At 72.6% G+C, this 26,327-nt stretch carries 26 protein-coding genes and 1 pseudogene; 11 read left to right on the forward strand and 16 right to left on the reverse strand.

Annotated features, from left to right (window positions below; all coding sequences use genetic code 11):
* The first annotated feature begins 55 nt into the window (after positions 1–55).
* From NP777_RS22785 to NP777_RS22795, 3 genes are all read left to right on the forward strand, one after another.
* Positions 56–424, forward strand: coding sequence for a hypothetical protein (locus tag NP777_RS22785; RefSeq protein WP_256652029.1), 369 nt, complete (start codon positions 56–58; stop codon positions 422–424).
* Between the two features lie 69 nt (positions 425–493).
* The gene (locus tag NP777_RS22790; protein WP_256652030.1) at positions 494–1,126 is read left to right on the forward strand and encodes a sigma-70 family RNA polymerase sigma factor; all 633 of its coding nucleotides are present in this window, start codon (positions 494–496) and stop codon (positions 1,124–1,126) included.
* Positions 1,123–1,488, forward strand: coding sequence for a hypothetical protein (locus NP777_RS22795; protein WP_256652031.1), 366 nt, complete (start codon positions 1,123–1,125; stop codon positions 1,486–1,488). Before NP777_RS22790 ends, NP777_RS22795 begins: the two co-directional genes overlap by 4 nt.
* Positions 1,489–1,553: 65 nt before the next feature.
* Here the strand turns inward: NP777_RS22795 and NP777_RS22800 are convergent, their stop codons facing one another.
* Both NP777_RS22800 and NP777_RS22805 read right to left on the reverse strand, forming a co-directional pair.
* Entirely contained in the window at positions 1,554–1,940 is a 387-nt protein-coding gene (locus tag NP777_RS22800; protein WP_256652032.1) for a hypothetical protein, read from the reverse strand.
* Between the two features lie 365 nt (positions 1,941–2,305).
* The gene (locus NP777_RS22805; protein WP_256652033.1) at positions 2,306–2,476 is read right to left on the reverse strand and encodes a hypothetical protein; all 171 of its coding nucleotides are present in this window, start codon (positions 2,474–2,476) and stop codon (positions 2,306–2,308) included.
* 310 nt (positions 2,477–2,786) lie between these two features.
* Between NP777_RS22805 and NP777_RS22810 the strand changes: the two genes are divergently transcribed.
* Positions 2,787–4,142, forward strand: coding sequence for a helix-turn-helix domain-containing protein (locus NP777_RS22810; protein ID WP_256652034.1), 1,356 nt, complete (start codon positions 2,787–2,789; stop codon positions 4,140–4,142).
* 108 nt (positions 4,143–4,250) lie between these two features.
* Here the strand turns inward: NP777_RS22810 and NP777_RS22815 are convergent, their stop codons facing one another.
* The 11 genes from NP777_RS22815 to NP777_RS22865 all read right to left on the reverse strand — a co-directional run bounded on the left by NP777_RS22815 (position 4,251) and on the right by NP777_RS22865 (position 16,213).
* Positions 4,251–5,081 carry a sugar phosphate isomerase/epimerase family protein gene (locus NP777_RS22815; protein WP_256652035.1) on the reverse strand — a complete coding sequence of 277 codons (831 nt, stop codon included), beginning with the start codon at positions 5,079–5,081 and terminating at the stop codon, positions 4,251–4,253.
* A complete protein-coding gene (locus NP777_RS22820; protein WP_256652036.1) occupies positions 5,078–6,235 on the reverse strand; it encodes a dihydrodipicolinate synthase family protein in 1,158 nt (385 codons plus the stop codon). Before NP777_RS22820 ends, NP777_RS22815 begins: the two co-directional genes overlap by 4 nt.
* Positions 6,236–6,272: 37 nt before the next feature.
* Positions 6,273–7,433, reverse strand: a complete 1,161-nt coding sequence (locus NP777_RS22825; protein ID WP_256652037.1) for a Gfo/Idh/MocA family protein — start codon at positions 7,431–7,433, stop codon at positions 6,273–6,275.
* A 114-nt stretch (positions 7,434–7,547) separates the two neighbouring features.
* Complete coding sequence (locus tag NP777_RS22830; RefSeq protein WP_256652038.1) at positions 7,548–9,371, reverse strand: hypothetical protein; 1,824 nt, start codon at positions 9,369–9,371, stop codon at positions 7,548–7,550.
* Positions 9,368–9,952, reverse strand: coding sequence for a hypothetical protein (locus NP777_RS22835; RefSeq protein WP_256652039.1), 585 nt, complete (start codon positions 9,950–9,952; stop codon positions 9,368–9,370). The genes NP777_RS22830 and NP777_RS22835 overlap by 4 nt, the downstream gene beginning before the upstream one ends.
* 2 nt (positions 9,953–9,954) lie before the next feature.
* Positions 9,955–10,827 (reverse strand): carbohydrate ABC transporter permease, encoded by an 873-nt coding sequence (locus NP777_RS22840; RefSeq protein WP_256652040.1) that lies wholly within the window; start codon positions 10,825–10,827, stop codon positions 9,955–9,957.
* A complete protein-coding gene (locus tag NP777_RS22845) occupies positions 10,824–11,786 on the reverse strand; it encodes a carbohydrate ABC transporter permease (RefSeq protein ID WP_256652041.1) in 963 nt (320 codons plus the stop codon). The genes NP777_RS22840 and NP777_RS22845 overlap by 4 nt, the downstream gene beginning before the upstream one ends.
* On the reverse strand, positions 11,783–13,072 hold the full coding sequence (locus NP777_RS22850) for an ABC transporter substrate-binding protein (protein ID WP_256652042.1): 1,290 nt from the start codon (positions 13,070–13,072) through the stop codon (positions 11,783–11,785). The genes NP777_RS22845 and NP777_RS22850 overlap by 4 nt, the downstream gene beginning before the upstream one ends.
* A 246-nt stretch (positions 13,073–13,318) precedes the next feature.
* Positions 13,319–14,077 carry a cupin gene (locus tag NP777_RS22855; protein WP_256652043.1) on the reverse strand — a complete coding sequence of 253 codons (759 nt, stop codon included), beginning with the start codon at positions 14,075–14,077 and terminating at the stop codon, positions 13,319–13,321.
* Positions 14,078–14,082: 5 nt separating this feature from the next.
* Entirely contained in the window at positions 14,083–15,048 is a 966-nt protein-coding gene (locus tag NP777_RS22860) for a DUF6807 domain-containing protein (RefSeq protein ID WP_256652044.1), read from the reverse strand.
* 7 nt (positions 15,049–15,055) lie between these two features.
* Positions 15,056–16,213, reverse strand: a complete 1,158-nt coding sequence (locus tag NP777_RS22865) for a Gfo/Idh/MocA family protein (RefSeq protein ID WP_256652045.1) — start codon at positions 16,211–16,213, stop codon at positions 15,056–15,058.
* 299 nt (positions 16,214–16,512) lie between these two features.
* Here NP777_RS22865 and NP777_RS22870 point away from each other — a divergent pair, with 299 nt between their 5' ends.
* A complete protein-coding gene (locus NP777_RS22870; RefSeq protein ID WP_256652046.1) occupies positions 16,513–17,562 on the forward strand; it encodes a LacI family DNA-binding transcriptional regulator in 1,050 nt (349 codons plus the stop codon).
* A 58-nt stretch (positions 17,563–17,620) separates the two neighbouring features.
* Here NP777_RS22870 and NP777_RS22875 read toward each other — a convergent pair whose 3' ends face one another.
* Both NP777_RS22875 and NP777_RS22880 read right to left on the reverse strand, forming a co-directional pair.
* Complete coding sequence (locus tag NP777_RS22875; RefSeq protein WP_256652047.1) at positions 17,621–18,163, reverse strand: VOC family protein; 543 nt, start codon at positions 18,161–18,163, stop codon at positions 17,621–17,623.
* Between the two features lie 168 nt (positions 18,164–18,331).
* Positions 18,332–19,315 carry a fumarylacetoacetate hydrolase family protein gene (locus NP777_RS22880; RefSeq protein WP_256652048.1) on the reverse strand — a complete coding sequence of 328 codons (984 nt, stop codon included), beginning with the start codon at positions 19,313–19,315 and terminating at the stop codon, positions 18,332–18,334.
* 80 nt (positions 19,316–19,395) lie between these two features.
* Here NP777_RS22880 and NP777_RS22885 point away from each other — a divergent pair, with 80 nt between their 5' ends.
* The 5 genes and pseudogenes from NP777_RS22885 to NP777_RS22905 all read left to right on the forward strand — a co-directional run.
* Positions 19,396–20,409 carry a LysR family transcriptional regulator gene (locus NP777_RS22885; RefSeq protein WP_391858553.1) on the forward strand — a complete coding sequence of 338 codons (1,014 nt, stop codon included), beginning with the start codon at positions 19,396–19,398 and terminating at the stop codon, positions 20,407–20,409.
* Between the two features lie 119 nt (positions 20,410–20,528).
* Positions 20,529–21,479 carry a bifunctional helix-turn-helix transcriptional regulator/GNAT family N-acetyltransferase gene (locus tag NP777_RS22890; protein WP_256652050.1) on the forward strand — a complete coding sequence of 317 codons (951 nt, stop codon included), beginning with the start codon at positions 20,529–20,531 and terminating at the stop codon, positions 21,477–21,479.
* Positions 21,480–21,542: 63 nt separating this feature from the next.
* Positions 21,543–21,674: a hypothetical protein gene (locus NP777_RS22895; protein ID WP_256652153.1), complete on the forward strand. Its 132-nt coding sequence runs from the start codon at positions 21,543–21,545 to the stop codon at positions 21,672–21,674.
* A gap of 353 nt (positions 21,675–22,027) precedes the next feature.
* Positions 22,028–23,056, forward strand: a complete 1,029-nt coding sequence (locus tag NP777_RS22900; RefSeq protein WP_391858554.1) for a methyltransferase — start codon at positions 22,028–22,030, stop codon at positions 23,054–23,056.
* A gap of 438 nt (positions 23,057–23,494) precedes the next feature.
* Positions 23,495–24,139, forward strand: a pseudogene (locus NP777_RS22905) (sugar phosphate isomerase/epimerase family protein); the annotation flags it as partial.
* On the opposite strand, the gene NP777_RS22910 reads toward NP777_RS22905, so the two are convergent.
* A complete protein-coding gene (locus tag NP777_RS22910; RefSeq protein WP_256652051.1) occupies positions 24,123–25,247 on the reverse strand; it encodes an EamA family transporter in 1,125 nt (374 codons plus the stop codon). The pseudogene NP777_RS22905 and the gene NP777_RS22910 sit on opposite strands and share 17 nt — an antisense overlap.
* A 97-nt stretch (positions 25,248–25,344) precedes the next feature.
* Between NP777_RS22910 and NP777_RS22915 the strand changes: the two genes are divergently transcribed.
* Entirely contained in the window at positions 25,345–26,259 is a 915-nt protein-coding gene (locus tag NP777_RS22915) for a LysR family transcriptional regulator (protein WP_256652052.1), read from the forward strand.
* Positions 26,260–26,327 lie beyond the last annotated feature (68 nt).

Here is a 26,327-nt window from a genome sequence, read left to right on the forward strand (position 1 = left end):
TCGGCGCACGCCTCGCCCTTCAGCGTTCGCTCAATCCTTTCGGGAGTCGTTCCGTATGCAGCACGTCCGCGCCAAGAAGCCGAACCGCCGTCTGCGCCCCTGGATCGTGGGGTCGGTCGCCGGAGTCGCCCTGATCGTGGGCGGGGGCATCGCCGCCCAGGCGGCCACCTCCGACCACTCCCGCCCGGCCAAGCCGGCCCCGACGGCGACCTCGAAGCCCGAGCCGACCAAGCCCCCCACCAGCAAGCCGGAGCCCACCAAGCCGCCGACCAGCAAGCCCGAGCCGACCAAGCCCCCCACGAGCAAGCCCGAGCCCACCGAGCCGCCGACCAGCGTGCCCGAGCCCACCAAGCCCGCCCCCACGCTGCCGCCCACCACCGCGCCCGAGCCCACCAAGCCCGCGCCCACCAAGGCCAGCCGCTAGCCCGAACACGGGTGGGGCGGGGCCGGATCCGGAGCCGGTCCCGCCGCACCGATGAGGTGAACGAGGACGATGCAGCTCACTCTTGTCCTGCCCTGGTGGACCCGGCTGCTCCGCCGTGCCCGGACGACCGCCTCGGCACCGGCGGTGGAGGCACCGCGAACCGGGCGGCGGCTGCGGGCGCTGCGGCCGGTGGGCGGCCGGGGCGACGGGGAGCCCGGCCCGACCCTGGACGATCTGTACCGGGCCCGGCGGCTGGACATGATCCGGCTGGCGGTCTTCCTGGTGGACGACCTGCACACCGCCGAGGACGTCGTCCAGGACGCCTTCGCCGCCGTCTGCCGCCGCCACGGCTCAAAGCTGGACAGCCTCCAGGACGCCCACGCCTATCTGCACACCGCCGTGGTCAACGCCGCCCGCTCGGTGCTGCGCCGACGGCGTACGGCACGCGCCTACACCCCGCCGTACCAGGGGCCGGGGGCGCCCGTGGACGAGCCGCTGCTGCTCGCTGAGGAGCACCGCCAGGTCCTCGACGCGCTGGCGCGGCTCACCCCGCGCCAGCGCGAGGTGCTGGTGCTGCGCTACTGGTCGGAGCTGACTGAGGCTCAGATAGCCGAGGCGCTGGGCGTCTCCCGAGGCACCGTGAAGTCGACCGCGAGCCGTGCGCTCGTCACCCTGGAGAAGCTGCTGGAGGCGGCCCGATGAGCACTCCCTCCCCCACCGAGGAACGGCTGCGCGCCGCGCTCGACGCCCGCGCGCGGCTCATCGACGCCCACGATCTGTCCCCGTACCGGCCGCCCACCGGCCCGGCCTGGGGCAGGCGGCGGATCCGGCGGGTCGTGTCCGCCGTCGCGGTGACATTGGCGGCAGCGGCGGCCGTGGCCTTCCTGCTGCTGTCCGGCTCCCCGGACCGCCCGCGCCCGGCACCGCCCGCACGGGACCCCCGCACCTCCCCTCCGGCCACCCCAGTCCCGTCCTCGAACCCCGGCCCTCCAACCCGGCCGTCCCCCACCTCTCCACCCGCGACTCCGCCCCCGACCTCGACCTCCGTCCCCACCCAGCCCTGATCCGGCCCAACGCCGGTGTGGAGGGCGTCAAACGATGGGTGCTCTTCGCCCTGTGGTGTCGGTGGCTACAGAGTCCAGCGGTGGACCCGCCCGTCCGGTGCCGTGTACCTCACGGTCTGCTCGGCGCGGGTGGCCTCGATGGTGAACCACTCGCGGCGGGGCCGATTGAGTTCTTGCCACAGCTTGTGGGCGGCCTCGATCGGTTCCCACAGGTTGCGCGGCCCGCTGTGGATGACCATCGGCGGCCCGTCAGGCATGTCGTCGATGCGCGTCGCCGAGCCGTCGGCTGGGTCGTACAGAGTGGTGACGTGTAGCCCGTTGGCGTTCTTCCCGTAGGTGCGGATGAGGTCAGGGTCCATGTGGAGCTGGGCGAAGAACGAGAACGTCCAGTCGTCGAGGATGCGGGCCGAGAGGTCGGTGTCCCCACCGGGACCCTCCCGGACGGCGGGCACCTGTGGGGGTGTCCCCGTGTCACTCTTGAGCGGCATGAACGCGGCGGGCGTGTGCAGGATGTAGCCGACACCGGCGCCGTCTGCGTGTTCTCGTCGTACCCGACATCGGTCGGCAGGATGCCGCCCGTCGTCGGGACCGGTACGAGGAAGCGGAACGCGAACGGCGACGACCCGTCGCCCTCGCGCAGCTCCGGCATGGCCGCGGGGCCGTCGGTGCTCAGCGGCAACCGCAGTTCCGGCACGTCGAGCTCCACGCCGACGGGGCGGCGCTCTTCAATCTGAGTGGTGGGCATTGCTTTCCCTCTCTCGATGCATGGAAAGTGCTCGTTCTTCCCCACTCGCGCGGAGCGGGGAGGTGTGCGGCGTCACCGACCCTCCTGACGGGCCTGCTCGCGCTTGTCGATGAGCTGTGCGAACTGAATGGCGTACAGCTCCACCTGGCCGGGAGTGAAGATCAGCACCGATTCCGTGGTCCGGCCATCGGCGTGGTGCAGTTCGACGCCGATGGCAGCCTGCTGGGCACGGTGGTCGTACATCGCATCCCGCTTCAGCGGAGGCGCGTGTGTGACCGACCCCCACACCCCCTCAGCCGCCGGGGGTCTTCTGCTTCATGGCGCTCGCTCCTGGGGTGCACTGCGACCCGCTCGCTGCGGGCCGTCCTGGCCTTTGAGGACACCGCAGCTCGGGTGGCGGTGGGAGGTGTAGCCGTCGGGGGCGCACACGGGTTTCACGCGGCGCAAATGGTGTGCAACGCACTGTAATGGCGACGAGTTTGGCGGAACAATAGGTCCCCATAGGAGGTGACTTGTTGTGGACGGCACACATTCGATCTGGCGCTCAGTCGCCATGCGTGATGCCCTCGTCCGCCGTGACGCCGGGGCGATCGTCCGGTTGGCCCGGCGCGCGTCCGACATCACGCTGGCCCAACTCGGAGCGGCCGTCGGCTACACCGCCGCCTCGCTGTCCCGAATGGAACGCGGCAAGCAGCCCATGCCCGATGTACAGCTGTTACGGCAGGTTGCCGAGTATCTGGACATCCCGCCCGACCTGCTGGGACTCGCGCCCCGACACGAGCAGGCGACATCCCGCGGATACGTCGATGAGCGCCTCTCCGGCACCACTAGGGTGGGCCCGCACGCCCTGTTCGGCGAAGAGGGGGACGACCCAGTGCGACGCCGCAAACTCCTGACCGGTCTGGCCGGAGCGACCTCCAGTGCGGTCCTGGGGCCCACCCCGGCCGCCGCCCAGTCTCCGGCGCGGCCGATGCTGTCGGGTCTGGAGGACCTGCTACTGCACCGGCAGAACAACCCGCTACTCGGCACGGATCCCACCCCGTCCGCGGTCCTCGCGGCGGTCGACGCCTCCCGACGCGACTTCAGCGCCTGCCGCTACGACGCCCTTGCCCGCGGCCTGCCATCCCGGATCACGCTCGCGCAGGCCCTCGGCGCCGAGGGGCACCCCCGGCAGGCGGCGACCCCGGTCGCCGACCTCTACACCGTCGCGACCAGGCTGTGCATCAAGCTCGGCGAGGACGGCCTCGCGGCGGTCACCGCCGACCGGGCCCTGACCGCGGCTCTGAGCGGCGCGGACGCGCTGACCATCGCCGAGGCCCATCGCATGGTTTCCAGCGCTTGGCGCCGCCAGGGCCACTACGCCCGCGCCACTGATGTCGCCGTGACCGCAGCCCAGCAACTGGCCACCGACCGCACCACGGACATGACCGAACGGCTGTCCGTGCAAGGCAACCTGTACGCCACCGCCGCCTACACCGCCGCGAAGCAAGGCGACCGGCACACCGCGCAGGCTCTCATCACCGAGGCACAGGCCACCGCCGGCCAACTCGGCCGCGACGAACTGCTGCGCGGCACCGTCTTCGGCCCCAGTCAGGTGCTGCTCCACCAGATCTCGATCAGCTATCTGCTCGGCGACGCCGGACAAGCCATCGAGCACGCCCGCCGTATCGACACCGCCGCCCTGCCCACCAGCGAACGCCAGGCCCGCTACTGGATCGATGTCGCTCGCGCCTTCGACCAGTGGGGCAAGCCCGACCGCTGCTACCGCGCGCTGCTGGCCGCGGAGCACGCCGCACCGCAGGAGGCCCGCCGCGGCTCCGTGCGGACGATGGCCGCCGGGCTGATGCGGCACGACCGTGCCCTTCCCGGCGTACGTGCGTTCGCCCAGCGCGTCGGCGCACTCGCATGACGCTGCCAAGCGGCGCCAGGCAAGGTTCAGCGGGGCTCAGGATTCCCCGCACCGGGGGGCGTTCGGCTGCCTGGACGCAACGCCGCCCAACACGCCCCGAAGCAGTCGCTACAGCACCACCGCCCGATACCGGTCGGCGACCTCCGCCAGGACCTCCGCGCCGTCCCGGGCCCATAGATCCGGGTTGAAGATCTCCACCTCGATCGGGCCGGTGTAGCCCGTCGCGTCGACCCGCTCGCGGAACCAGCGGAAGTCCACCGAGCCGTCGCCGAGCTGGCCCCGGCCCAGCAGGACGCCCTCCGGGAGCGGGGTGACCCAGTCGGCGAGCTGGAAGGCGGCGATGCGGCCGCCCGCGCCCGCGCGGGCGATCTGGTCCGCGACCGTGTCGTCCCACCAGATGTGGTACGTGTCCACGACCACGCCCACCTGCTCCGCCGGGAAGCGCTCGGCCAGGTCGAGGGCCTGGGCGAGGGTGGAGACCACGCAGCGGTCGGACGCGTACATGGGGTGCAGGGGCTCGATGGCCAGGCGGACGCCGTGGTCGGCGGCGTACGGGGCGAGCTCCGCCAGCGCGTCGGCGATGCGCTCGCGGGCGGCGAAGAGGTCGCGGCCGCCGGGCGGGAGGCCGCCGGAGACCAGGACCAGGGTGTCGGTGCCCAGGGTGGCGGCCTCCTCGATGGCCCGGCGGTTGTCGGCCAGGGCCGTGGCGCGGGCCTCGGGCTCGCTCGCGGTGAAGAAGCCGCCCCGGCAGAGGCTGGTGACGGTCAGGCCCGCGCCGCGCACCAGCTCGGCGGCCTCCTCCACGCCGTACTTCTGGACCGGCTCGCGCCACAGGCCCACGCCCGTGACGCCCGCCTTGACGCAGCCCTCCGCCAGTTCGGGCAACGACCACTGCTTGATCGTTTCCTGGTTGAGGCTCAGCCGGGACAACGCGCTCATCGGGCCACTCCGTACACGGACAGCAGGTGCTTCATGCGCGATTCGGCCAGCGCCGGGTCCGGGAACAGGCCCAGCCCGTCGGCCAGTTCGTACGCCCGCGCCAGATGCGGCAGCGAACGGGCCGACTGGAGGCCGCCGACCATCGTGAAGTGCGACTGGTGGCCCGCCAGCCAGGCCAGCAGCACCACACCCGTCTTGTAGTAGCGGGTCGGGGCCTGGAAGAGATGGCGGGAGAGTTCCACGGTGGGGTCCAGCAGGGCGCGGAAGGCCCCCACGTCGCCGGTGTCGAGCCGGCGCACGGCCTCCGCCGCCAGCGGGCCCAGCGGGTCGAAGATGCCGAGCAGGGCGTGGCTGAAACCCCGGTCGTCGCCCGCGATCAGCTCGGGGTAGTTGAAGTCGTCGCCGGTGTAGCAGCGCACCCCGTCCGGCAGCTTGCGCCGCAGGTCGATCTCGCGCTGGGCGTCGAGCAGGGAGACCTTGATGCCGTCGACCTTGTCGGGGTGGGCGGCGATCACGTCGAGGAAGGTTTCGGTGGCGGCGTCCAGGTCGGCGCTGCCCCAGTAGCCCTCCAAGGCCGGGTCGAACATCGGGCCCAGCCAGTGCAGGACGACCGGTTCGGTGGTCTGCCGCAGCAGATGGGCGTAGACGTCGAGGTAGTCCTCCGGGCCCTTGGCGGCGGCGCACAGGGCGCGCGAGGCCATCAGGATCGCCTGGGCGCCGGACTCCTCGCAGACGGCCAGCTGTTCCTCGTACGCGGTCCGCACCTCGGCCACCGTGCGGTCGCCGGGGGCCAGCTGGTCGGTGCCGACGCCGCAGGCGATCCGGCCGCCGACCGCCTTCGCCTCGGCCGCCGAGCGGCGGATCAGCTCGGCGGCGGCCGCCCAGTCCAGGCCCATACCGCGCTGGGCGGTGTCCATGGCCTCGGCCACGCCCAGCCCGTGGGACCACAGGTGGCGGCGGAAGGCCAGGGTGGCGTCCCAGTCGACGGCGGCCGGGCCGTCGGGGGTCACATCGGCGTACGGGTCGGCCACCACATGGGCGGCCGAGAAGACGACGCGGGAGGTGAAGGGGGTCCCGGGGGCCGGCGACAGCGGCTCGGCGCGGGGTTCGTAGGCGCGGGTCGTACCGTCCGGCGCGGGAAGGTGGATGGTCACAGACTCAGCTCCGGTACGTCCAGGCGGCGGATGGTCGTCACAGGCTCAGCTCCGGTACGTCAAGACGCCGGCCCTCCGCCGACGACTTCAGGCCCAGCTCGGCGAGCTGGACACCGCGCGCACCGGCCAGCAGATCCCAGCGCCAGGGCTCGTCGAGCGCGACATGGCGCAGGAAGAGCTCCCACTGCGCCTTGAAGCCATTGTCGAACTCCTCGTTGTCCGGCACCTGCTGCCACTGGTCGCGGAACGCCTCGGTGGCAGGCAGATCGGGGTTCCAGACCGGCTTGGGGGTGTGCGAGCGGTGCTGGACGCGGCAGTTGCGCAGGCCCGCGACGGCCGAGCCCTCGGTGCCGTCGACCTGGAACTCCACCAGTTCGTCGCGGTTGACCCGGACCGCCCAGGAGGAGTTGATCTGCGCGATGACGCCGCCCTCGAGCTGGAAGACGCCGTAGGCCGAGTCGTCGGCGGTGGCCTCGTACGGCTTGCCGCGCTCGTCCCAGCGGGTCGGGATGTGGGTGGCGGCCTGGGCCTGGACGGTGCGCACGGGGCCGAACAGCTCGTGCAGCACGTACTCCCAGTGCGGGAACATGTCGGAGACGATGCCGCCGCCGTCCTCGGTGCGGTAGTTCCAGGAGGGCCGCTGGGCGACCTGCCAGTCGCCCTCGAAGACCCAGTAGCCGAACTCCCCGCGCACGGAGAGGATTCTGCCGAAGAAGCCGCCGTCGATGAGGCGCTTCAGCTTCAGCAGCCCCGGCAGGAAGATCTTGTCCTGGACGACCCCGTGCTTGACGCCGGCCGCCTCGGCGAGCCGGGCCAGCTCCAGGGCGCCCTCCAGACCGGTGGCGGTCGGCTTCTCGGTGTAGATGTGCTTGCCCGCCGCGATGGCCTTCTTGATGGCCTCCACACGGGCGGCGGTGACCTGCGCGTCGAAGTAGATGTCGACGCCGTCGTCGGCCAGGACCGCGTCCAGGTCGGTCGAGACGTCCGCGACCGGGTCGAGGCCGTGGTGCTCGGCGATCTCCTTGAGCGCGTGCTCCCGGCGGCCGACGAGCAGCGGCTCCGGCCAGAGCACGGTGCCGCCGCCGAGGTCCAGGCCGCCCTGTTCGCGAAGGGCGAGGAGAGAGCGGACGAGGTGCTGGCGGTAGCCCATCCGGCCGGTCACACCGTTCATGGCGATCCGCACTGTCTTGCGTGTCACGTGGGTTCTTCTCCTCACCGCGAGTGATAGTAAGCGCTTTCTAAGGTCCACGCTAACCGCCCCGCCCCGCCTCTGTACAGAGGACCGAACACGGGGGCGGGGCCGGTCAGCGCTTCAGCGCACGGTCAGCCGGTGGCGCAGCGGCGCACGCCCGGTGATCAGGACCCGCTGCCCCGCCGGGGTCAGATCGCCGCCCAGCCAGCTGTAGCGCTCGCCGGAGTCCACGACGGCGGGCTGGCGCGGGCCGCTGCCGTTGCCGGGCCCGAAGGTGATCACGTCATCGCCGGACGTATAGCTGCCGTACCCATTGACCAGCTGATACGTGTCCTTCTGGCCGGGCACGGGATCGACCCCGGTCAGCTTTCCGCCATCGCGGAAGCACAGTTCGAGGGCGAACGGGACCTCGGACTCGCCGATCTCGAGGTCCAGGTCCCAGCCGCCGTCCGCCGCCGCGATCCGCACCTCGGTACGCAGGGTGCGCCACTCCTTGGGGCGGTGCGGGAAGTCCATCGCGGACCAGAACCGGCCGTCGTCGGTCAGCGGATACCGCCCGTCGGGGCGGCGGTGGCGGCGCGGCAGCGGCAGGTGGAATCCGGCCCGCACCTCGGCCCACAGCCGCCAGCCGTCCGCCGTGCGCTCCACGCCCTCGGCCCGGAAGTGGCCGAGCGAGAAGAACTGCGGGGACAGCCGGAGCGAGTCCAGGACGGCCGCGCCCTTGCGCCACTTGAAGAACGTCGGATTGGTGGACAGGCCCGAGGAGATCGCGTGGACATCGGGGAAGTCGGTGCCGCCGAAGATCGTGGTCCGCGTCCTCCCCTTGGCGATCCGGACCAGCCCGCAGTCCTTGTCGCGCCAGGTGAACTCCCCCGGCGCGCGGGTGGCCTCGGGCAGCGGCGCGGCCAGCTCCGGGTGGTCCAGCACCTCGGCGAGGAAGTCCCCGAGCGGGGTCTCGTCGAAGGTCTGATCCGCGCCGCGCCGCTGGATGGTGGCGGCCACGTCCGCGAACCGCCCGTCCCGCTCCCGGAGCGCCAGGGCCCGGAACTGCAGCCAGTACTCGGACAGATGCTTGACCGTCTTCTGGTCCTGACGGCGCGAGTGCACCGTCTCCACCTCCCCGTCGGGCTCCAGGAGGTGGAGGGTGGCGTCCAGGTTGCGGCGTACGTGCTCGTAGAGGGCCGGGCGCTCGGTGAGCCGGGCCAGGGTCAGCAGCGACGGGTTGGTGACGATGGGCGCGTAGGTGGCGCTGCGCTCGCTGTACTGGCCGCTGTCGTACTGGTCGATGCCCTCGGCCAGCCAGGCGTCGATACGGCGGGTGTAACGGGCGTCGGGCCAGAAGGAGTTGATCCGGGCCAGCGCGGCGCACACCTTCCAGCGGTGGTTGGGAGTGTGCACCCCGCCGGTGGACAGCCCCTTGCCCGCCTTGAGCAGGATCTTCTTCAGGGTGGCGCGGATCGCCCGGGTGCCGGTGTGGCCGTCCGCGTCCAGCAGGCCGTACAGCAGCCCCAGATCGACGATCGAGAAGGCGGTGTCCGGGGGCGAGTGGACCGCGCCCTGGTCGTAGAGGCCGTCGTCGAACTGGGCGGCGGCCAGTGCGTCCACGAGCCGGGTCATCGGCGCGATCAGCGCGTCGTCGTGGTGGTGGGCGGCGTCGCCCCACACCTGGACGGAGGTGAGCAGCCGGAGGCTGCGGGCGGCGGGGCGGGCCTGGCCGAGGTTGTTCAGCTGTCCCAGGACCCCCTCGAGCCCGTCCAGCACCTCGGCCACCCGGGCGTCGGCCGCCTCGGTGAGCAGGGCCAGGAACGGCTTGTCGACCCCCACCCGGGCCCCTGCCGAGGCCCGGGTCGGCTCGGCCGAGGCGCCGCCCGGGGCGCCGACGGCCAGCAGCCCGCCCGCCACGGCGGTCCCGGCGAGCAGATGGCGGCGGGGCAGGGGTGTCATAGGTGGTGCTCCGTGGCTCGGGCCGCCAGGGCGAGGGGGCCGGGGACGAGGAAGGCCAGCGGCGGATAGGCCCAGGCGCAGACGGCGGCGGTGGCCACGGCCAGCAGCAGCACAGCGCTCGCCCGGGGCCCGCGCACGCTGTCGTACGCCGCCGAGCGCAGCGCCACCCGCCAGCTCGTGGCCGACTCGGGGCGGGCGCAGGCCCGCAGCAGCACGACGGCGAGCAGCCCGCCCGCGATCAGCAGCACGGGCCGGAAGACCACCGCGCCCGGCAGCCCCGCCCCCGCCGCGAGGGCGTTGAACAGCAGCAGGGCACCGCCGGCCAGCAGCCCCGCCCCGGCCAGCAGATCGCCGGCGCGCAGCCGGTCCCGCAGCGCGCGGAGGTAGCCGCCGGCCGTGGTGGGCGCGTCCTGGCGCACCCGCCGGTCCAGGACGGCACAGGCCGTGGACATCGCGGCCGGGGCGGTGACGAGGGGCAGCGAGGCGGCGGCGGTGGCCAGGCCCACGGCCAGGACGTCGGCGAAGAGCGCGAAGCGCGGGCCGAACAGCTCACCGGGTTCGCGTTTGGTGGCGGTGGCCATGCTCATCCCTTCAGTCCGGAGCTCGCCATGCCCTCGACCAGGAACCGCTGGAAGGCGAGGAAGAAGAGCACGATGGGCAGCAGCGCGAAGACCGACATCGCGAACATCGGCCCGAAGGCCGACTGGCTGGAGGCGTCCACGAAGGACCGCAGGGCCAGGGTCAGGGTGAACTTCTCCGGCTCGAAGAGGTAGATGAGCTGGGTGAAGAAGTCGTTCCAGGTCCAGATGAAGGTGAAGATCGCGGTGGTGATCAGGGCGGGCCGGGTCAGCGGCAGGATGACGCTGAAGAACGACCGGAACGGCCCGCAGCCGTCGATCCGCGCCGCCTCCTCCAGCTCACGCGGCAGTCCGCGCATGAACTGCACGATGAGGAAGACGAAGAAGGCGTCGGTGGCCAGGAACTTCGGCAGGATCATCGGCCAGTAGGTGTTCACCATGCCGAGCTGGTTGAAGATGATGTACTGCGGAATGAGGATGGCGTGGTGCGGCAGCATGATCGTCGCGATCATGAACGCGAAGAGCGGACCGCGCATCCGGAACCGCAGCCGCGCGAAGGCGTACGCGGCGAGCGAGCAGCTGATGACGTTGCCGAGCACCGCGCCGCACGCGATGAGCAGCGAGTTCCACAGCAGCCGTCCGACGCTGACCTCGTTCACCCCGTCCAGCGCGGTGGAGTAGTTGCCCCATTCGAAGTGGCTGGGCAGCAGCTTGAGGCTGGCGATGACCTCGTCGGCGGGTTTGAACGAGGTGGCCAGCAGCCACGCCAGCGGATAGAGCATCACCAGCAGCACGGCGATCAGGCAGATGTGCAGCACGATCCGGCCGGTGGGGCGCCGCCGCGCCGCCGGGGCGGTGGTGATCCGGGCGGTGGTCATCGGGCCCCCTCGTTGTTGTCGTTGGCGTAGAAGACCCAGGCCCGGGAGGTGCGGAAGAGCACCGCGGTGACGACCCCGATGGCCAGCAGCAGCGCCCACGCCATGGCGGAGGCGTAGCCCATGTGGGAGGCGGTGAAGCCGCGGTCGTAGAGGTAGAGCGTGTAGACGAGCGTGGAGTCGGCGGGCCCGCCCTTGCCCGCGCTGACCGCGAAGGCGGGGGTGAAGACCTGGAACGCCTGGATCATCTGGAGCACCAGGTTGAAGAAGAGCACCGGTGAGAGCATCGGGATGGTGATCGAGCGGAACTGCCGCCACCAGGAGGCCCCGTCCACCGCGGCCGCCTCGTACAGCTCCGCCGGTATCTGCTGGAGCCCGGCCAGGAAGATCACCATGGGGGCGCCGAACTGCCAGATGGTGAGCAGCGCGACCGACAGGATGGCCCAGCCCGGTTTGTTGATCCAGCCGCCGATGTCGATGCCCATGCCGGAGAGCAGGTTGTCGACCGAGCCGCCGTCGTTGAAGATCGCCCGCCAGACCAGGGCGATGGACATCGACGCGCCGAGCAGCGAGGGGGCGTAGAACGCCGAACGGTAGAAGCCCTTGCCGCGCTTGACCGACTTCAGCGCGATCGCGACGGCCAGCGCCAGCAGGAGTTGCAGCGGCACCGCGATCACGACGTAGGTCAGGGTGGTGAGGACCGACCGCCAGTAGCGGGGGTCCTCGGTGAACATCTGGGTGTAGTTGCGGAAGCCGATCCACCGGGGCGCGTCGAACATGTCGTAGTCGGTGAACGACAGATACAGGGACACGGCCATGGGCAGCAGCGTCAGCACGGCGGCGCCGAGCACCCATGGCGACAGGAACACCCAGGCGGCCCCCTGCCGCTCACGCTTGCGAGCCCGCTTGCCGCCGGTGGCGGGGGGTGCGGCGTCCGGGGGGCGGGTCGCGGTCGCGGTCATTGCCTCAGCTCCGCCTTCGCCTCGGTGATGTAGTTCTGCGCCGCCTCACGCGGCGACATACGCTCGTAGCTGACCTGGTCGTAGTCGCGCGAGAAGGTGGTCTGCAGGGAGGCGTCACCCTTGGGCGGCGCGGGCGGCGGATCCTTGAGCTTGCCCTCGAACTGCTTCTGGTAGGTGGAGATGACCTGGTCGAAGCCCTCCAGCTTGGGCAGTACGTCCTGCCGGATGGCGTCGTTGGCCGGGATGCCGCGGGTGGCGCCGAGGATGGCGCCCGCCTTCTTGTCGTTGAGCAGGAAGTCGATGAACTGGGCCGCCTGCTTGGGGTGTGCGGTCTTGGCCGAGGCGCCGAAGAACATCGACGGTTTGAAGTACTGCCCGGGGGTGCCGTCGTCGCCGACCGGCAGCGGTGCCAGCTTCAGCCCCTCGCCGACGATGGGCGCGTAGCCGCTGGTGGGCGCGTCCCAGTTGAAGTCGGAGACGGACTTGAGCCGGCCCAGCGGGGTGTTCTCCACCGTCCCGTCCATCTGGGTGGTCTGCTCGGCGGGGACGACCGCGCCCTCCTTGCGGAGCTTGGTGCACCACTCCCAGTAGCGGGTCAGGTCGTCGGCGGTGAAGCCGAGCTTCTCGTCCTTGGTGTAGAGGGACTTGCCCCGGCTCCGCAGCCAGATCTCGAAGACGTCCTCGCTCTGGCCCGGGTCGGTGGAGCCCACCCGCCCCTGTGTCGCCCTGGACGCCGAGAGCTTGCGCATGGCGTCGGCCCAGTCGTCCCAGGTCCAGGTCAGGGTGGGCGCGGGGACGCCCGCCTTGCGCCACAGCGCGGCGTCGTACGCCACCGTCTCGGTGCCGCGGGCCACCGGCAGCGCGTACTGCTTGCCGTCGACCACGCCGGTGGCCAGCAGCCCCTTGTCGATCTCCGAGGTGCGCAGCTCGGAGTGTTCACCGAGGTTCAGCAGGATGCCGGAGGTCGCGTACTGGTTGATCTGCCGGTAGTCCAGCTGCATCACATCGGGGGCGTCACCGCCCGCCGCCTGGGTGGCCAGCTTCGCCTTGTAGGTGTCGAAGCCCGCGAAGGACGTCGCGATGTCGATGTCGGGGTGACGCTGCTCGAAGAGCTTGACGGCCGCCTCGGTGCGGGCGGCCCGGTCGGGGTTTCCCCACCAGGTGAACCGCAGGCTGACCTTGCCGCCCGAGCCGCCGCCGCCATCGCCGCCGCAGCCCGTGAGGGTCCCTGCGAGCGTGAGCACAAGGGCCAGGGCGCAGGACCTCGTTGTCCTGTTTCCGCGCATACCGGAGCCGACCTCCCTCCATGATCATTTCGTTGAGCGTGAGTGGTGGTGCCTAAGCGCTCCGCTGGAAGTGTCGCAATGGGTCGTCGGCCGGCCGCGGCGCCGTCGTGGCTGGTCGCGCCCGCGCGGCGGAGCCGCATATCGATACAGCCCCGCGCCCCTTCGGGGCACCTCCCAGCGGTAGCTGGGGGCGCCGTGCCAGGCGTCGCGGGCCCGCGAAGGTCCGCCGGACAGGGCCCATGGCGGCTATTCGCCGTAGTACGGGAGCGTGATGCCGGGCAGTTCGTACTCGTCCCGGCGGCCGCACATGCCGTAGCCGCCCCGGCGGCTGGGCCCGGTCGCGGTGACCCGCGCCTCGGCGAGGTGCGCGGGGTCGCCCGCGGCGAGCGCGGTGAGCTGCTCACCGGTGCGCCGCGCGGCGGCGAGCGCCCCGTCCCGCCAGCGCGGCTCCCACTCCTTCACCTTGGGCGCCACGATCCGCGCCGCCGCCTCGTGGAAGGCGCGCAGCGGTGCGTGGTCGCCCTTCCCGGCGGCGGCCCGCAGCGTCAGATAGCCCTCGATCGCGAGGTCCCGGCGGCGCCGGGCGGCCGCGTCGGCCTCCGGCCCCTCCTTGGCGGGCAGCGCGGCGGCGGCCGCGTAGCGCTCGGGGTCGGCGAGCACCTCGGGCCGGAAGGTGAAGACGGCGTCCCCGGCCTCCGGCAGCCCGCTGTTCTGCATCAGCACGGTCACCTTGAGACCGCCGCCCTGCACCATGCGGTGGATGGTGCCGGGGGTGAACCACACCACCGAGCCCGGCTCCAGCGGGGTCTCGGTGAAACCGTCCGCGAGGGTCAGGGTCTGCACGGCGCCACGTCCGGCGGTGACCACATACGCCTCGGTGCAGGCGAGGTGGAGGTGGGGGCTGCCGCCGCACACCCCGTCGGCGGCCTCCCACTCGTACGCGCTGATGTGGGAGAGGCCCACACCGCCCGGCAGCGGGGCGGACATCTCGGACGACGCGGCCATCGTCCTCACCACCCGTGGTTCTTGAGGTAGTGCTCCGCCTGCGCCCGGTCCCAGGCGCCGTCCGCGACCACCACCCGGTAGCGGTAGCCGAAGGACTCCCCGGGCTCCAGCTCGAACTCCTCGAAGAACGCCCAGGAGGGGGCCACCGAGGGGATCGGCTCGGAGCGCACGAACCAGTGGGAGGCGTGGATGGCGTCGGCGTTCTCCGGGGCGTGGGCGAACAGCAGCGTGGAGTGCCCGTCCACATCGTCGTGCTCACCGGTGAAGGCGACCCAGGGGGCGTCGGCGGCCGGGGTGCCCATCAGGTCCGAGGCGCCCTTCTCGCCGTCGCCGCCGCGCCCGTCCGGGCCGATGACGTCGCCGCCGGTGAAGTCGCGCGGGCCGCGCCAGTTGAGCCCGGTGTACCCGGCCATCTCCCGGCCGGCGGTGGTCGGGGAGCCGAAGTGCAGGGCCTCGCCGCGGATGTTGGTGAGGTTGATGGACCAGTCCAGGGCCCAGGTGCCCGCGTCCGGCTCCACCGAGTGGAGTTCGATGGTGCGCCGCTCCCGCGCCCACTCCTGGCCGCCGCTGTGTTGTACGGCAGGATTGGCCACCCAGGTGAGGGTCTCCACGAAGCGCAGCCGGTCCTCGGCGACGGTGAACTCCTCGAAGCCGTCGTGGCGCATCGAGCCGACGAGCTCGTCCACCCGCTGGTAGCCCTTCTCGGGGCCGAGGTAGCAGTTGCCGCCCCAGAAGTTCTGGCCGGACAGATGGCTGGAAGTCATCTGGAGGCCCTTGTGCCAGCGGTGGTCGTTGGGCCGGTAGCCGGAGACCGGGTTCCCGGCGAGGGTGCGCAGCGGGTGGGCGTAGGGCTTACGGGCCTCGAAGGCGTCCGGGTCGGGCCGGTAGACGTAGGCCATCAGCTCGACGCCGCCGGAGGCGACCGAGATCTGTTCGCCGTGGGTGTGGGTGACGGTGATGCGCTGGGTCATGGCGGCCTCAGCTCTCCTTCGTGGTGGCGGTCGCTGCCTTCGGCGCCCATTCGGGGTGGTCGCCGTGCATGGCGTCGTAGTACGGGTCCCCGGGCACGATCTCGCCCGCGCGCACGGGCCGCCCGGTGAAGGCCGCCTTGTAGAGCGCGGCGATGAACTCGAGGGTGCGGCGGGCGTCCTGTCCGCTGCCGGGCGGCCGTACGCCGTCGCGCATCGCGTCCAGCAGCCCGGTCAGCTGGGCCCCGTGGGAGCTGGGCAGATCGGCGGCCGGGGTGCGCCAGCGCCGCTGCCGGTCGGGCTCGTCGCGGACGTGCGGGGCGGGGGTGTAGACCCAGTCGTCGTTACGGTGGCCGTAAAGGTGGGTCAGCTCGACGGTGGCGTCCGCGCAGTCGATGCGGATCCGGGACACCTCGTCGGGCGAGAGCACGCTGTTGACCACGGTGGCCATGGCGCCGCTCTCGAACCGCACCAGCGCGGTGGAGACGTCCTCGCTCTCCACCGCGTGGACCAGCCGTCCGGCCATGCCGCGGATCTCGGTCCAGTCGCCGAGGAGGTGGAGCAGCAGATCCATCTGGTGGATGCCGTGGCCCATGGAGGGGCCGCCGCCCTCGGTCTCCCAGCGGCCGCGCCACGGCACCGCGTAGTAGGCGGTGTCGCGGTGCCAGGTGGTCTGGCAGTGGGCCACCAGCGGCCGGCCCAGGGCGCCCTCGGCCAGCAGCTCCCGGGCGTGGACGGCGCCCGAGCCGTAGCGGTGCTGGAAGACCACCGAGGCGTACGGGCCGCCCGCCTCCTGCTCGGCCCCGGCTATCTCGTCGTACTCGGCGAGCGAGAGGCACAGCGGCTTCTCGCACAGCACCCAGGCGCCGGCCTCGAGGGCGGCCACGGTCTGCTCGCGGTGCAGGGAGGGCGGGGTGCCGATGAGGACCAGGCCGGGGCGCTCGGCCTCCAGCATGGCGGCCACGTCGGAGTAGCCGGTGACGTCGAAGGTGCCGCCCTCGGCCGCGGCGGCGCGGAAGGCGTCGAGCCGGTCCGCGGCCACGTCGACGGCGGCGACGAGGTCCACACGGTCGGCATGATCACGCAGTGCGGGCAGATGGCTGCCGCTGACGATTCCTCCGGTGCCGACCACTGCGGCACGGATACGGTCGGTGGCTGCTGCGGCCATGGGCTGAGGTCTCCTCGCCGTCGCCTGGGGTAAGCGCTTGCTGGGGAGGACCCTAGGCATGGTCCGGATGACAGGACAAGACCCTGGAGTGCGGAATCGCGCCGCTCATGGAGTGAGAGCCTGTGTCATATCCCCGGCCGGATCGGCGTGCGGCGTCAGGGGGCACCTCCCAGCGGTAGCTGGGGGAGCGTGCCAGGCGTCGCACGCCCGGCCGGGGATATGACACAGGCTCTGAGAGCATGGGGGCGCCCAACCAGTGCGCGCGGTGTACCAGAAGGTGACCACCCAACGGAGGAAATATGGCAGTGACCCTGGCCGATGTGGCGGCACGGGCTCGGGTCTCGGCGGCCACCGTGTCGCGCGTCCTGAGCGGCAACTACCCGGTCGCGGAGTCGACCCGGAACCGGGTGCTGCGTGCGGTCGACGAGCTGGAGTACGTGGTCAACGGCCCGGCAAGCGCTCTCGCCGCCGCCACTTCCGATCTGGTCGGGGTGCTCGTCAACGACATCGCGGACCCCTTCTTCGGGATCATCGCGGGCGCCGTCCAGGCCGAAATGGTCACCCCGGCCGGGGAATCGGGCCGGGGCGGCGAGAAGCTCGCGGTCATCTGCAACACCGGTGGCTCGCCCGAACGCGAGCTCAACTACCTCACCCTGCTGCAGCGGCAGCGCGCGGCCGCCGTCGTGCTCACCGGCGGCGCGGTCGAGCACCCCGACCACGCCGCCGCCGTGGCCACCAAGGCGTCCCGGCTGGCCGCGTCGGGCACCCGGGTGGTGCTGTGCGGCCGCCCGCCGATCGAGGACGCCACCACCCTCGCCTTCGACAACCGCGGCGGCGCCCGCCGGCTCACCGAGCACCTGCTGACCCTCGGCCACCGCCGGATCGGCTATGTGGCGGGCCCGGCCGAGCGCACCACGACCCGCCACCGGCTGGAGGGCCACCGGGCGGCGCTGGCCGCCGCCGGGGCGGATCAGGACGCGGAGCGGCTGACCGTCCACGGCCTGTACGACCGCGCCTCCGGCTATGACGCGACCCTCGAACTCCTGCGCCGCGACCGGAGCCTGACGGCCATAGTCGCCGCCAACGACACCATCGCGCTCGGCGTCTGCGCCGCCCTGCGCGACCAGGGGCTGCGGATCCCCGAGGACGTCTCGGTGGCGGGCTTCGACGACCTCCCGTTCAGCGCGGACGCGGTCCCGGCCCTCACCACGATGCGGCTGCCGCTGCACGAGGCGGGCGCGCGGGCCGGGCGGCTGGCCCTGGGGCGCGAGCCGCAGCCGCCGGGCGGGGTGGCGATGGTCCGGGCCGAGCTGATGGCCCGCGCCTCCACGGCGCCGCCGCGCGGCTGAGCCCTGCCGGACCGCCGCGCGACTGAGCCCTGCCGGACCGCCGCGCGGCTGCCGACCGCTACCGCGCGGCCTCGGACGGCAGATGGTCCAGCGGCCGCTGGAACCGGGAGCGGATCTCCTGCCGGGACAGATCCTCCCGGCCGGTGAGGTCCACCTCGGGGTGCTCGAAGCGGAACGCGTAACCCCCCTTCGGCAGGTGGCAGATCTCCCACCAGTTGCCGTCCAGGTCCTGGAGGTAGAACGAGTAGGTGCCGTGCTGGCGTACGGGCTTGGTCAGCTTCCTGATCCCGTACTCGTCCGCGACCCGCTGGAGCGCGTCGTACGCCTCCCCGACCTCCTCCTCACTCGCCAGATCGAGCCCGTTGTGGTTCATCAGCGGCATGTCCTGGCCGGAACCGGGGGTCTCGACGACCGCGTAGCAGTGGTTGCCGCCCAGCCGTACGAACAGCGCCATGGGCGCCTGCTGCACCACTTCGAGGCCGAGCACCTCCTCGTAGAAGCGCCGGGTGGCGGCGATGTCCCGGCACTCCAGGGTGCCGTGGGACAGGAAGCGGGTCATCAGCAGCGGTGGCTTGGTGGAACGGTGGGTGATGCCGGGCATGGTCCGTCTCTCCTCGTGAGCGTTCGATGGGTGTTCCGGCGTGCCGGAGTCGGTCCCGGGCCGCCGCGCTCAGTCCTCCGTGATCCACAGCGCCCGCATCGGGCAGCCCCGCACCGCCTGGCGCACGTCGTCCAGCAGGTGGGCAGGCGGCGTCCGTCGCGAGCGGTGTCATGGGCGATTTCGGGGAGCGGTTTCGGGGGCGGCTCCGGGGCCGGCTTCGCGGGCGGCTCCGGGCACGGCTTCGCGCGCGGTCACCGGATTGCGGAGCCGGCCGAGGTGCCCGATGGTGATCTCGACCGTGTCCCCCGGGTGCAGGAACCTGTCGCGGGGCAGGCCGACACCGGCCGGTGTGCCGGTCGCCAGGATGTCGCCGGGCTGGAGGGTGATCAGCGTGCTGGCGGCCGCGACCAGCTCCGCCACGCCCTGGATCATCTCCCCGGTATTGCTCACCTGTTCCTCGTGACCGTTGACGGTGAGCCGGATGGGCAGATCGTGCGGATCGGGCACCAGCCACGCCGGGGTGACGCCGGGGCCGGTGGGGCAGAAGGTGTCCTGCCCCTTGGAGGCCAGCCAGTCCCAGGTGAAGGGTTCGGCGAAGGCGTCCTGCCGGTGGTGCGGTCCACGGGCGGAGACATCGTTGACGATGGTGTAGCCGGCGATATGCGCCGCCGCCCGGTCCGTGGGGATGTCACGCCCCGCCCGCCCGATCACGACGGCGAGTTCGGCCTCCCAGTCCACCTTCTGGCTCTCGTCGGCCGGGATGACGATGGGGTCGCCGGGTCCGATGACGGTGGTGGTGGGAGGCTTCAGGAAGAAGAACGGCCGCACCCGGGTGGCACCGTCGCCCGTCATCTCCGCCAGGTGATCGCGGTAGTTGGCTCCTGAGCAGAGCACGGTCCGCGGGTAGCGGACGGGGGCCAGCAGCCGGGCGCCGCGCACCGGGGCGGCCTCCCGCGGATCGTAGGCGCGCAGGTCCGGCGCGAGGGACTCCCAGTCCCGCAGGGCCTCGAAGCCCCCGGGATATCCGCTCAGGGCGGGCACTTCCCGTATGCCGTACTCGCCGAGGGCGGCGCAGAAGCTGCCCCGGTCGGCGGTGTGGGCGGTGACCAGCGACCATGTCGTGGCGATCGGGGGCGCCTCGTGCCTCGTCATGTCTCCATTCGAGGCCCGTCGGGACCGGCCGGTCCAACACTCTTGAGCGGTCGGTGACGGTCATCTACTGTTACCGACCCGTGGACTTGGACTTACGACTCGTGCGGTACGCGGTCGTCCTGGCCGACGAGCTGCACTTCGCCCGCGCGGCCGCGCGGCTGCTGATCGCGCAGCAGACCCTCTCGTCGCAGATCAGCCGGTTGGAGAGCCGGCTCGGTGTCACGCTGTTCCGCCGCGACCGGCGTCATGTCGAGCTGACCCGGGAGGGGGAGCTGTTCGTCCGCCGCGGCCGGGAACTGCTCGCGGCCGCCTCGGACCTGCTGGGCGAGTTGCGGCGCAGCGCGCCTCCGCTGCGCGTCGATGTGATCACCGAGGGGCTCACCTCGGGTGTCATCGCGCGAGAACTCCGGCCGCGGCTGGCCGATGTGACATTGGAGGTCATCCAGGGACAGGGGTTCGCGGGAACGGTCTCGGCCCTGGTCGAAGGGGCGGTGGATCTCGCGTTCGGCCGGCTCAACGGGACCGGGGAGCCGCTGCCCCGGTCACTGCGGTACCAACTGGTGCGCCTGGAACCCATGGGGGTCGTGCTCCCCGCCGGGCATGAACTGGCCCACCGGGCGCGGGTCCCGATGGCACAGCTCGCCGCGTACCCGCTCCTCCTGCACACGGCGCAGGAGGCGGCCGAATGGCTGGACTGGAACCAGGAGCTCGCCGCCGCGTTCGGCCTGCGCGTCGGACGGCGCCTGCACGGCCACGGCCGGGGCGCGGCCAACGCGGCCGTACTGGCCTACCGGGCTCCCTCGTTCGGGCCGCTCGAGGCGCCCATGCCGGCCGGCGTGGTGGTCAGACCCCTGGTCGACCCCGTACCCCTCTACCCGTTCTCGGTGTTCTGGCGGGCCGGGAGCAAGTCCATCCCGCTCCGCCATGCCCTCACCACCATCTACGACATCGCCACCGAACGCGGCTGGCTGGTACCGCCGCGGGACGACTGGTGGCTGCCGGCCGCCGACCGGCACGGATCCCTGTCCGCAGCCGTCCCGAGCGGGGCTCGGCGCACCGCCGCCCCGGCCGACCACACCCGGCCGCGGGGGTGACAGCGAGGAGTCGGCCGCGCTGCCGCGCGGCGGTGGTGGCACCTCCCCCTTCCCAAATACTTGATCTGGCGCAACTATGAGGTCAAGCAAAATCGACACAGGGGTACGGAGGGTGCCGGATGGAGCCGCGCGACGATCTTGACCTGGCCGTGGACGAGGTCCGCGACTTCAACCGGATGTACACCCGGCTGATCGGCGTCCTCGACTACCCCGGGCAGCTCAACACCCCGTACACGCTGGGCGAGGCCCGCATCCTCTACGAGCTGGCCCAGCGCGAGCGCACCCATGTCTCGGCGCTCCGGGAGCGCCTGGGGGTCACCGCCGCGCATCTGAGCCGGACGCTGAGCCGGTTCGAGGAGCGCGGGCTGGTGACGCGCGAGCGCCACCAGCGCGACGCCCGCTTCCAGGAGGTGCTGCTCACCACGGCGGGCCGGGCGGCGGCGGAGGACCTGGACCGGCGGTCGCGGACGGCGGTGACCGGGCTGCTGGCCAAGCTCCCCCGGAACGAGCTGGGGCGGCTGCGGGAGGCGCTGGCCACCGCCCGCGGCGTGTTCACCGGCCCGGCGGAGCCCGAGGTGCGGCTGCGCGGAGTGGAGCCGGGGGACCTGGGCTGGATCGTGCAGCGCCACGGCGCCGTGTACGCCCGGGAGTTCGGGTGGAACGCCGAGTTCGAGGCCTTGGTGGCCCGGATCGTCGGGGAGTTCGGCGCGGGCCACGACCCGGCCCGCGAGCGGGCGTGGATCGCGGAGCTCGACGGCCGCCCCGTCGGGTCGGTGCTGTGCGTACGGGACGAGCGGCCCGATACGGCCCGGCTGCGGCTGCTGCTCGTGGAGCCGGAGGCGCGGGGGCGGCGGATCGGCGAGCGGCTGGTGGGCACGTGCGTCGACTTCGCGCGCGAGGCGGGCTACCGCGATCTGGTGCTGTGGACCAATGACGTCCTGACCTCGGCCCGCCGGATCTATGAGCGGGCCGGGTTCGAGCTGGTCGCCGAGAAGCGGCACGGGGGCTACGGCTCGCCGCTGGTCGGCCAGGACTGGCGGCTCGCGCTGCGGGACGCCGCGCGGGACTGAGGGCGCGGCCCGATGTGACGCGGATCACCGGCAGCGCGGTGCGCACGGCGGACAGGGAGGAGTGTGGAGACTTCACTGCGCGCCCGGGTGCGGGCCGGGGATCCGGATGCCTTCGGGCAGCTCTTCGACAGCGCGCTCCTGGACGTCGCCGTCACCGACGACAGGGGGAAGGTGACGGCGGTCGGCGCGTCCTGAGCCGGCCGTCAAGCGATCACGGGGCGCCCGCTCCGGCGGGCGCCCTTCTCCGTTCCGTAGTTGACACGGCGTCACCTCGACCGGAAAACCGCTCGCGTGAGCGGGCCCGGTACCGGAAGGATCAGCTCACACGCACCGCCCGTACCGCACGCGGGCATCGCACGGGCGACGGACGGACGACGGACGGACGACGCGTCCGTGCGGCGCGCCGGACCGGCACAAGAGCAAAGGGCGTACCCCTGAGTACCCAGCAGGTCATCGAGTGGACCGAGGACGGCCGGACCCGTACCGCCCAGTGGCGCTCCGAGAGCGGCGCGCCGCCGCCCCGGCGGGTCGCGATCGCGGACGACCGGATGCCCGCCGACACCGCCCACCGCCTCGTCTGCGAGGGCACCGCGCTGCTGTGGCACGGCGACTACCAGGGCGCCCGTCAACTGCTGACGGCGCTGGCGCGCCGGATCGACCGGGGCCCGCGCCGGGCCAAGGAACGGCGTGCGCCCGCCGCGTCCCCGGCCGAGGCCTTCCACCGGCACCGCCAGGCCCAGTCCCGGCGGGCCCGGCTGCTGGGGATGGTGCTGGTGCCGCTGGACGCGGACTTCGGCGTTCCGCTGCGCCGGGCACCGGACGTACGGCAGGCGTGCGCCGAGGCGTACGGCCCGGCGCAGGGCCCCTCGGTGGTCTCGCTCCGCGAGTTGCTCGGGCTGATCGGCGCGCATGAGTGGCGGGAGAAGGGCGTCAAGGTGCGGGCGCTGGGCGGAGACCGTATCCATCCGCACTACGGGGTCTTCTCGCCGGTGCGCGGCGAGTACGTCGATCTGGTGGCCGAGGCCCCGCTGCCGTCGCGCGAGCTGGCCTTCGACATCGGCACCGGAAGCGGCGTCCTGGCCGCCGTCCTCGCCCGGCGGGGCATCGAGCGGGTGGTGGCCACCGACCAGGACGCGCGGGCGCTGGCGTGCGCCCGCGAGAACGCGGCCCGGCTGGGCCTGTCCGGACACGTCGAGGTGGTCGAGGCCGACCTCTTCCCGCCGGGCCGCGCCCCGCTGGTGGTCTGCAATCCGCCCTGGGTCCCGGCCCGGCCCTCCTCACCGCTCGAATACGCGGTCTACGACCCGTCCGGCCGTATGCTGCACGGCTTCCTGAACGGGCTGGCCGGGCATCTGACCCCCGGCGGCGAGGGCTGGCTGATCCTCTCCGACCTCGCCGAACATCTGGAACTGCGGCCGCGCGCCGAACTGCTGGCCGCCTTCGACACGGCGGGCCTGACGGTCCTGGACCGGCTGGACGTCCGCCCCGTCCACCCCCGCGCCTTCGACCCCACCGACCCCCTCCACTCGGCCCGCGCGGCGGAGGTGACGTCGTTGTGGCGGCTGACGGCCGGCTGAGCGGACCTCGGCCATCGGGGAAGACGTCGCCCGTACGGGGGCACCAGTGGCTCGCGGGCCCGAGGGACGGGCCACGGCTCAGAGAGTGTCCGGCGGACCCCGGACGGGCTGATTTCAGCCCCTCCAGGGGGCACCTCCCAGCGGTAGCTGGGGGAGCTTGAGGAGCGGGGTCTGGGGCGGAGCCCCAGTTTCGGGAAGGGGCGGGGAGGGGAGCAGCCCGCCGCAGGCGCACGCGTACCGCCGGACACCTCGTAGGGGGCACAACGGCGGGCCACCCGACAAGACACGCCGCAGGCGTGATCGGCACGGCAGGATTGATTCGGCCCGTGCCCCTGCTTAGCGTCCCGCATAAGGGGCAAGAAGATCCCCACGTCCCGCACGACCCCCACCAAGGGAGCCCGTATGAAGCTCGCCTTCTCCACTCTCGGCGTCCCCGGTATGCCCGTGCCCGACGTGGCCCGGCTCGCCGCCGACGCCGGGTATCACGGCGTCGAGCTGCGCGCCCACCCCGAGGAGCCGGTGCACCCGGGGATCGGGGCGGACGAACGGGCCCGGGTGGCGGCGGAGTTCCGGGACGCCGGGGTCGAGATCCTCACCGTCGCCGGATATGTGCGCGCCGCCCAGGCCGGGCCGGACGAGCCCGTGCTGACCGGGCTCGGGGAGCTGCTGGAGCTGGCCCACGACCTGGGCGCCCGCAATGTCCGGGTCTTCCCCGGCGGCGGGGAGCAGAGCGCCGAGGAGGCCGACGCCACGGCCGCCCGGCGGCTCGCGGCGGCCGCGCCCCGCGCCACCGACCTCGGCGTACGGCTGCTGCTCGAGACCCACGACTCGCACCGGACGGGCGCGGACGCGGCCCGGGTCCTCGGGCTCGTGGGCCATGGCAGCGTCGGGGCGATCTGGGATGTGATGCACACCTGGCTGGGCGGCGAGGACCCGGCCACCAGCTATCCGGCGCTCTTCGCGCATCTGGGCTACGTCCAGGTCAAGGACATCGCCTCGGCCGAGGACACCACCCCGCTGCCGCTGGGCGCGGGGGTGCTGCCGCTGACCGAGTGCGTGGAGCTGCTCAGCCGCGAGGGCTGGGACGGCTGGCTGTGCTGGGAGTACGAGAAGCGGTGGTATCCGCAGGCACGCGCGTTCCCGGAGTTGCTGGCCCCGGGCCGGGAGCATCTGCTGCGGCTGCTCGCCGACGCGGCCTGAACTCGGGGCTCGAGGTCGGCGTCGGCTTGTCTCGACCGCCCGGCCCACCGTGACCACTCGGCTCACGCGGCCCACCGTGACCACTCGGCTCGCCCGGCCCACCGTGGCGGCGCGCCCCGAGGCGCATACGCCGCAGCCTCCCGCCCGGGAGCGAGGTCAGCGCCACGCCGCCCACCAGCAGCGCCGCCGCCAGCCAGCGCGGTGCGCTGATGCCCTCCCCCAGCACCAGCGCCGCCGAGGACATCCCGAAGACCGGCACCAGCAGCGAGAACGGGGCGACCGCCGAGGCGTCGTAGGTGCGCAGCAGAAAGCCCCACACCCCGAAGCCGAACACCGTGGTGACCCAGGCGACATAGACGATCGCGCCCACCCCGGCCCAGTCGAGCCGGCTCAGCGCGTCCAGATCGGGCCGCGCGCCCTCGAACATCAGCGAGAGCAGGAGCAGCGGCAACACCGGCACCAGGCTCACCCACACCATGAAGTTCAGGGCGTCGGGCGGCGCCGCCTTGCGGGTGAGGACGTTGGAGACGCCCCAGAAGGCCGCCGCCGCGATGACGAGGACGAAGCCGAGGAGCGGTCCCGAGGTGCCCTCGTCCACGGCGGCCACCGCGATCCCGGCGAGGGCGACCGCCATGCCCAGCAGCCGCCGCCGGCCGGGGCGCTCGGCGAGGACGACGGCCGCGAACAGCGCGGTGAACACCGCCTGGATCTGCAGCACCAGCGAGGACAGCCCGGCGGGCATCCCCTCGTGCATCCCGATGAACAGCAGCCCGAACTTCGCCACACCCAGGGCCAGCCCCACCCCCAGGATCCATCGCCAGGCGACCCTCGGCGGGCCGACCAGGAAGACGGCGGGCAGCGCGGCCACCAGGAACCGCAGGGCGCAGAAGAGCAGGGGCGGGAAGTGGTCGAGGCCCACCTCGATGACCACGAAGTTGACCCCCCACAGGGCCGTGACCAGCACGGCGAGGGCTATGTGCACAGGTCGCATGGGTCGAGGATCAGCCGCCCGGACCTTGTAGCACCAGCGCGGATGTCTTCATGCTTGGATGCAGTAACGGTTAAAGGTGCGAGGAGGAGGGCGAACTGTGCTGGATCTGGGCCGGCTGAGGGCTCTGCACGCGGTGTCCGTGCACGGCTCGGTCAGCGCCGCCGCGATCGCGCTCGGCTACACCCCGTCCGCCGTATCGCAGCAGATCGCCAAGTTGGAGCGGGAGACCCGGACCACCCTGCTGGAGCGGCAGGGCCGGGGCATCGCGCTGACCGACGCGGCCCGGCAGCTGGCCGCCACCGCCCAGCGGCTGCTCGCCATCGTCGAGGAGGCCGAGACCACCCTGGAGGAGCGGCGCGGTCAGCCGACCGGCCGGGTGGTGATCGGCGCCTTCGCCTCGGCCGCACGCGGGCTGATGCCCGTGGTGCTGGCCGCGCTCGTGGCCGAACACCCCTCCCTGGACGCCCGGTTGCTCGAAGTGGACCCGCATCTGTCGGTGGACCTGGTGGCGCAGGGGGTCATCGACCTGGCGGTGGCCCACGACTGGGACATCGCCCCGCTGCCCGCCCCGGAGGGGCAGGAACGGGCGGTCGTCGGGGAGGACATGTGCGATCTGCTCGTCCCGGCCGGACATCCGCTGGCCCGGGTGGCCGCACGGCGCCCGCTGCGCCGCGAGGATCTGCCGGGGCAGCGGTGGATCTGCCAGCCGCCGGGGTCGGTGTGTCACGACTGGCTGGTCCGTACGCTGCGCGCCTCGGGCCATGAGCCGGACCTGGCGTACCAGGCGGCGGAGAACCACACCCAGATCGCCCTGGTGGCGGCCGGTCTCGGTGTCGCGCTCATGCCCCGTCTCGGGCGCGGTCCGCTGCCGGACGGGGTGCTGGCGCTGCCCCTGGAGCCGGTCCCGGTGCGGCGGCTGTACGCCCTGTGGCGTCCGGGCGCGGCCCGCCGCCCCGCCATCACCGAAACGGTGCGGCTCCTGGGCGACCTCTGGCCGCGCCGCATGAACTGAACACCCCCGGACGCCACCGCTTTGAGCCCCTACGCCCCGCTCACCACCGAATCGCGTCATGCACACCA

The sequence above is a fragment of the Streptomyces rugosispiralis genome (assembly GCF_024505145.1).
In the GTDB taxonomy this organism is placed as follows: Bacteria; Actinomycetota; Actinomycetes; order Streptomycetales; family Streptomycetaceae; genus Streptomyces; species Streptomyces rugosispiralis.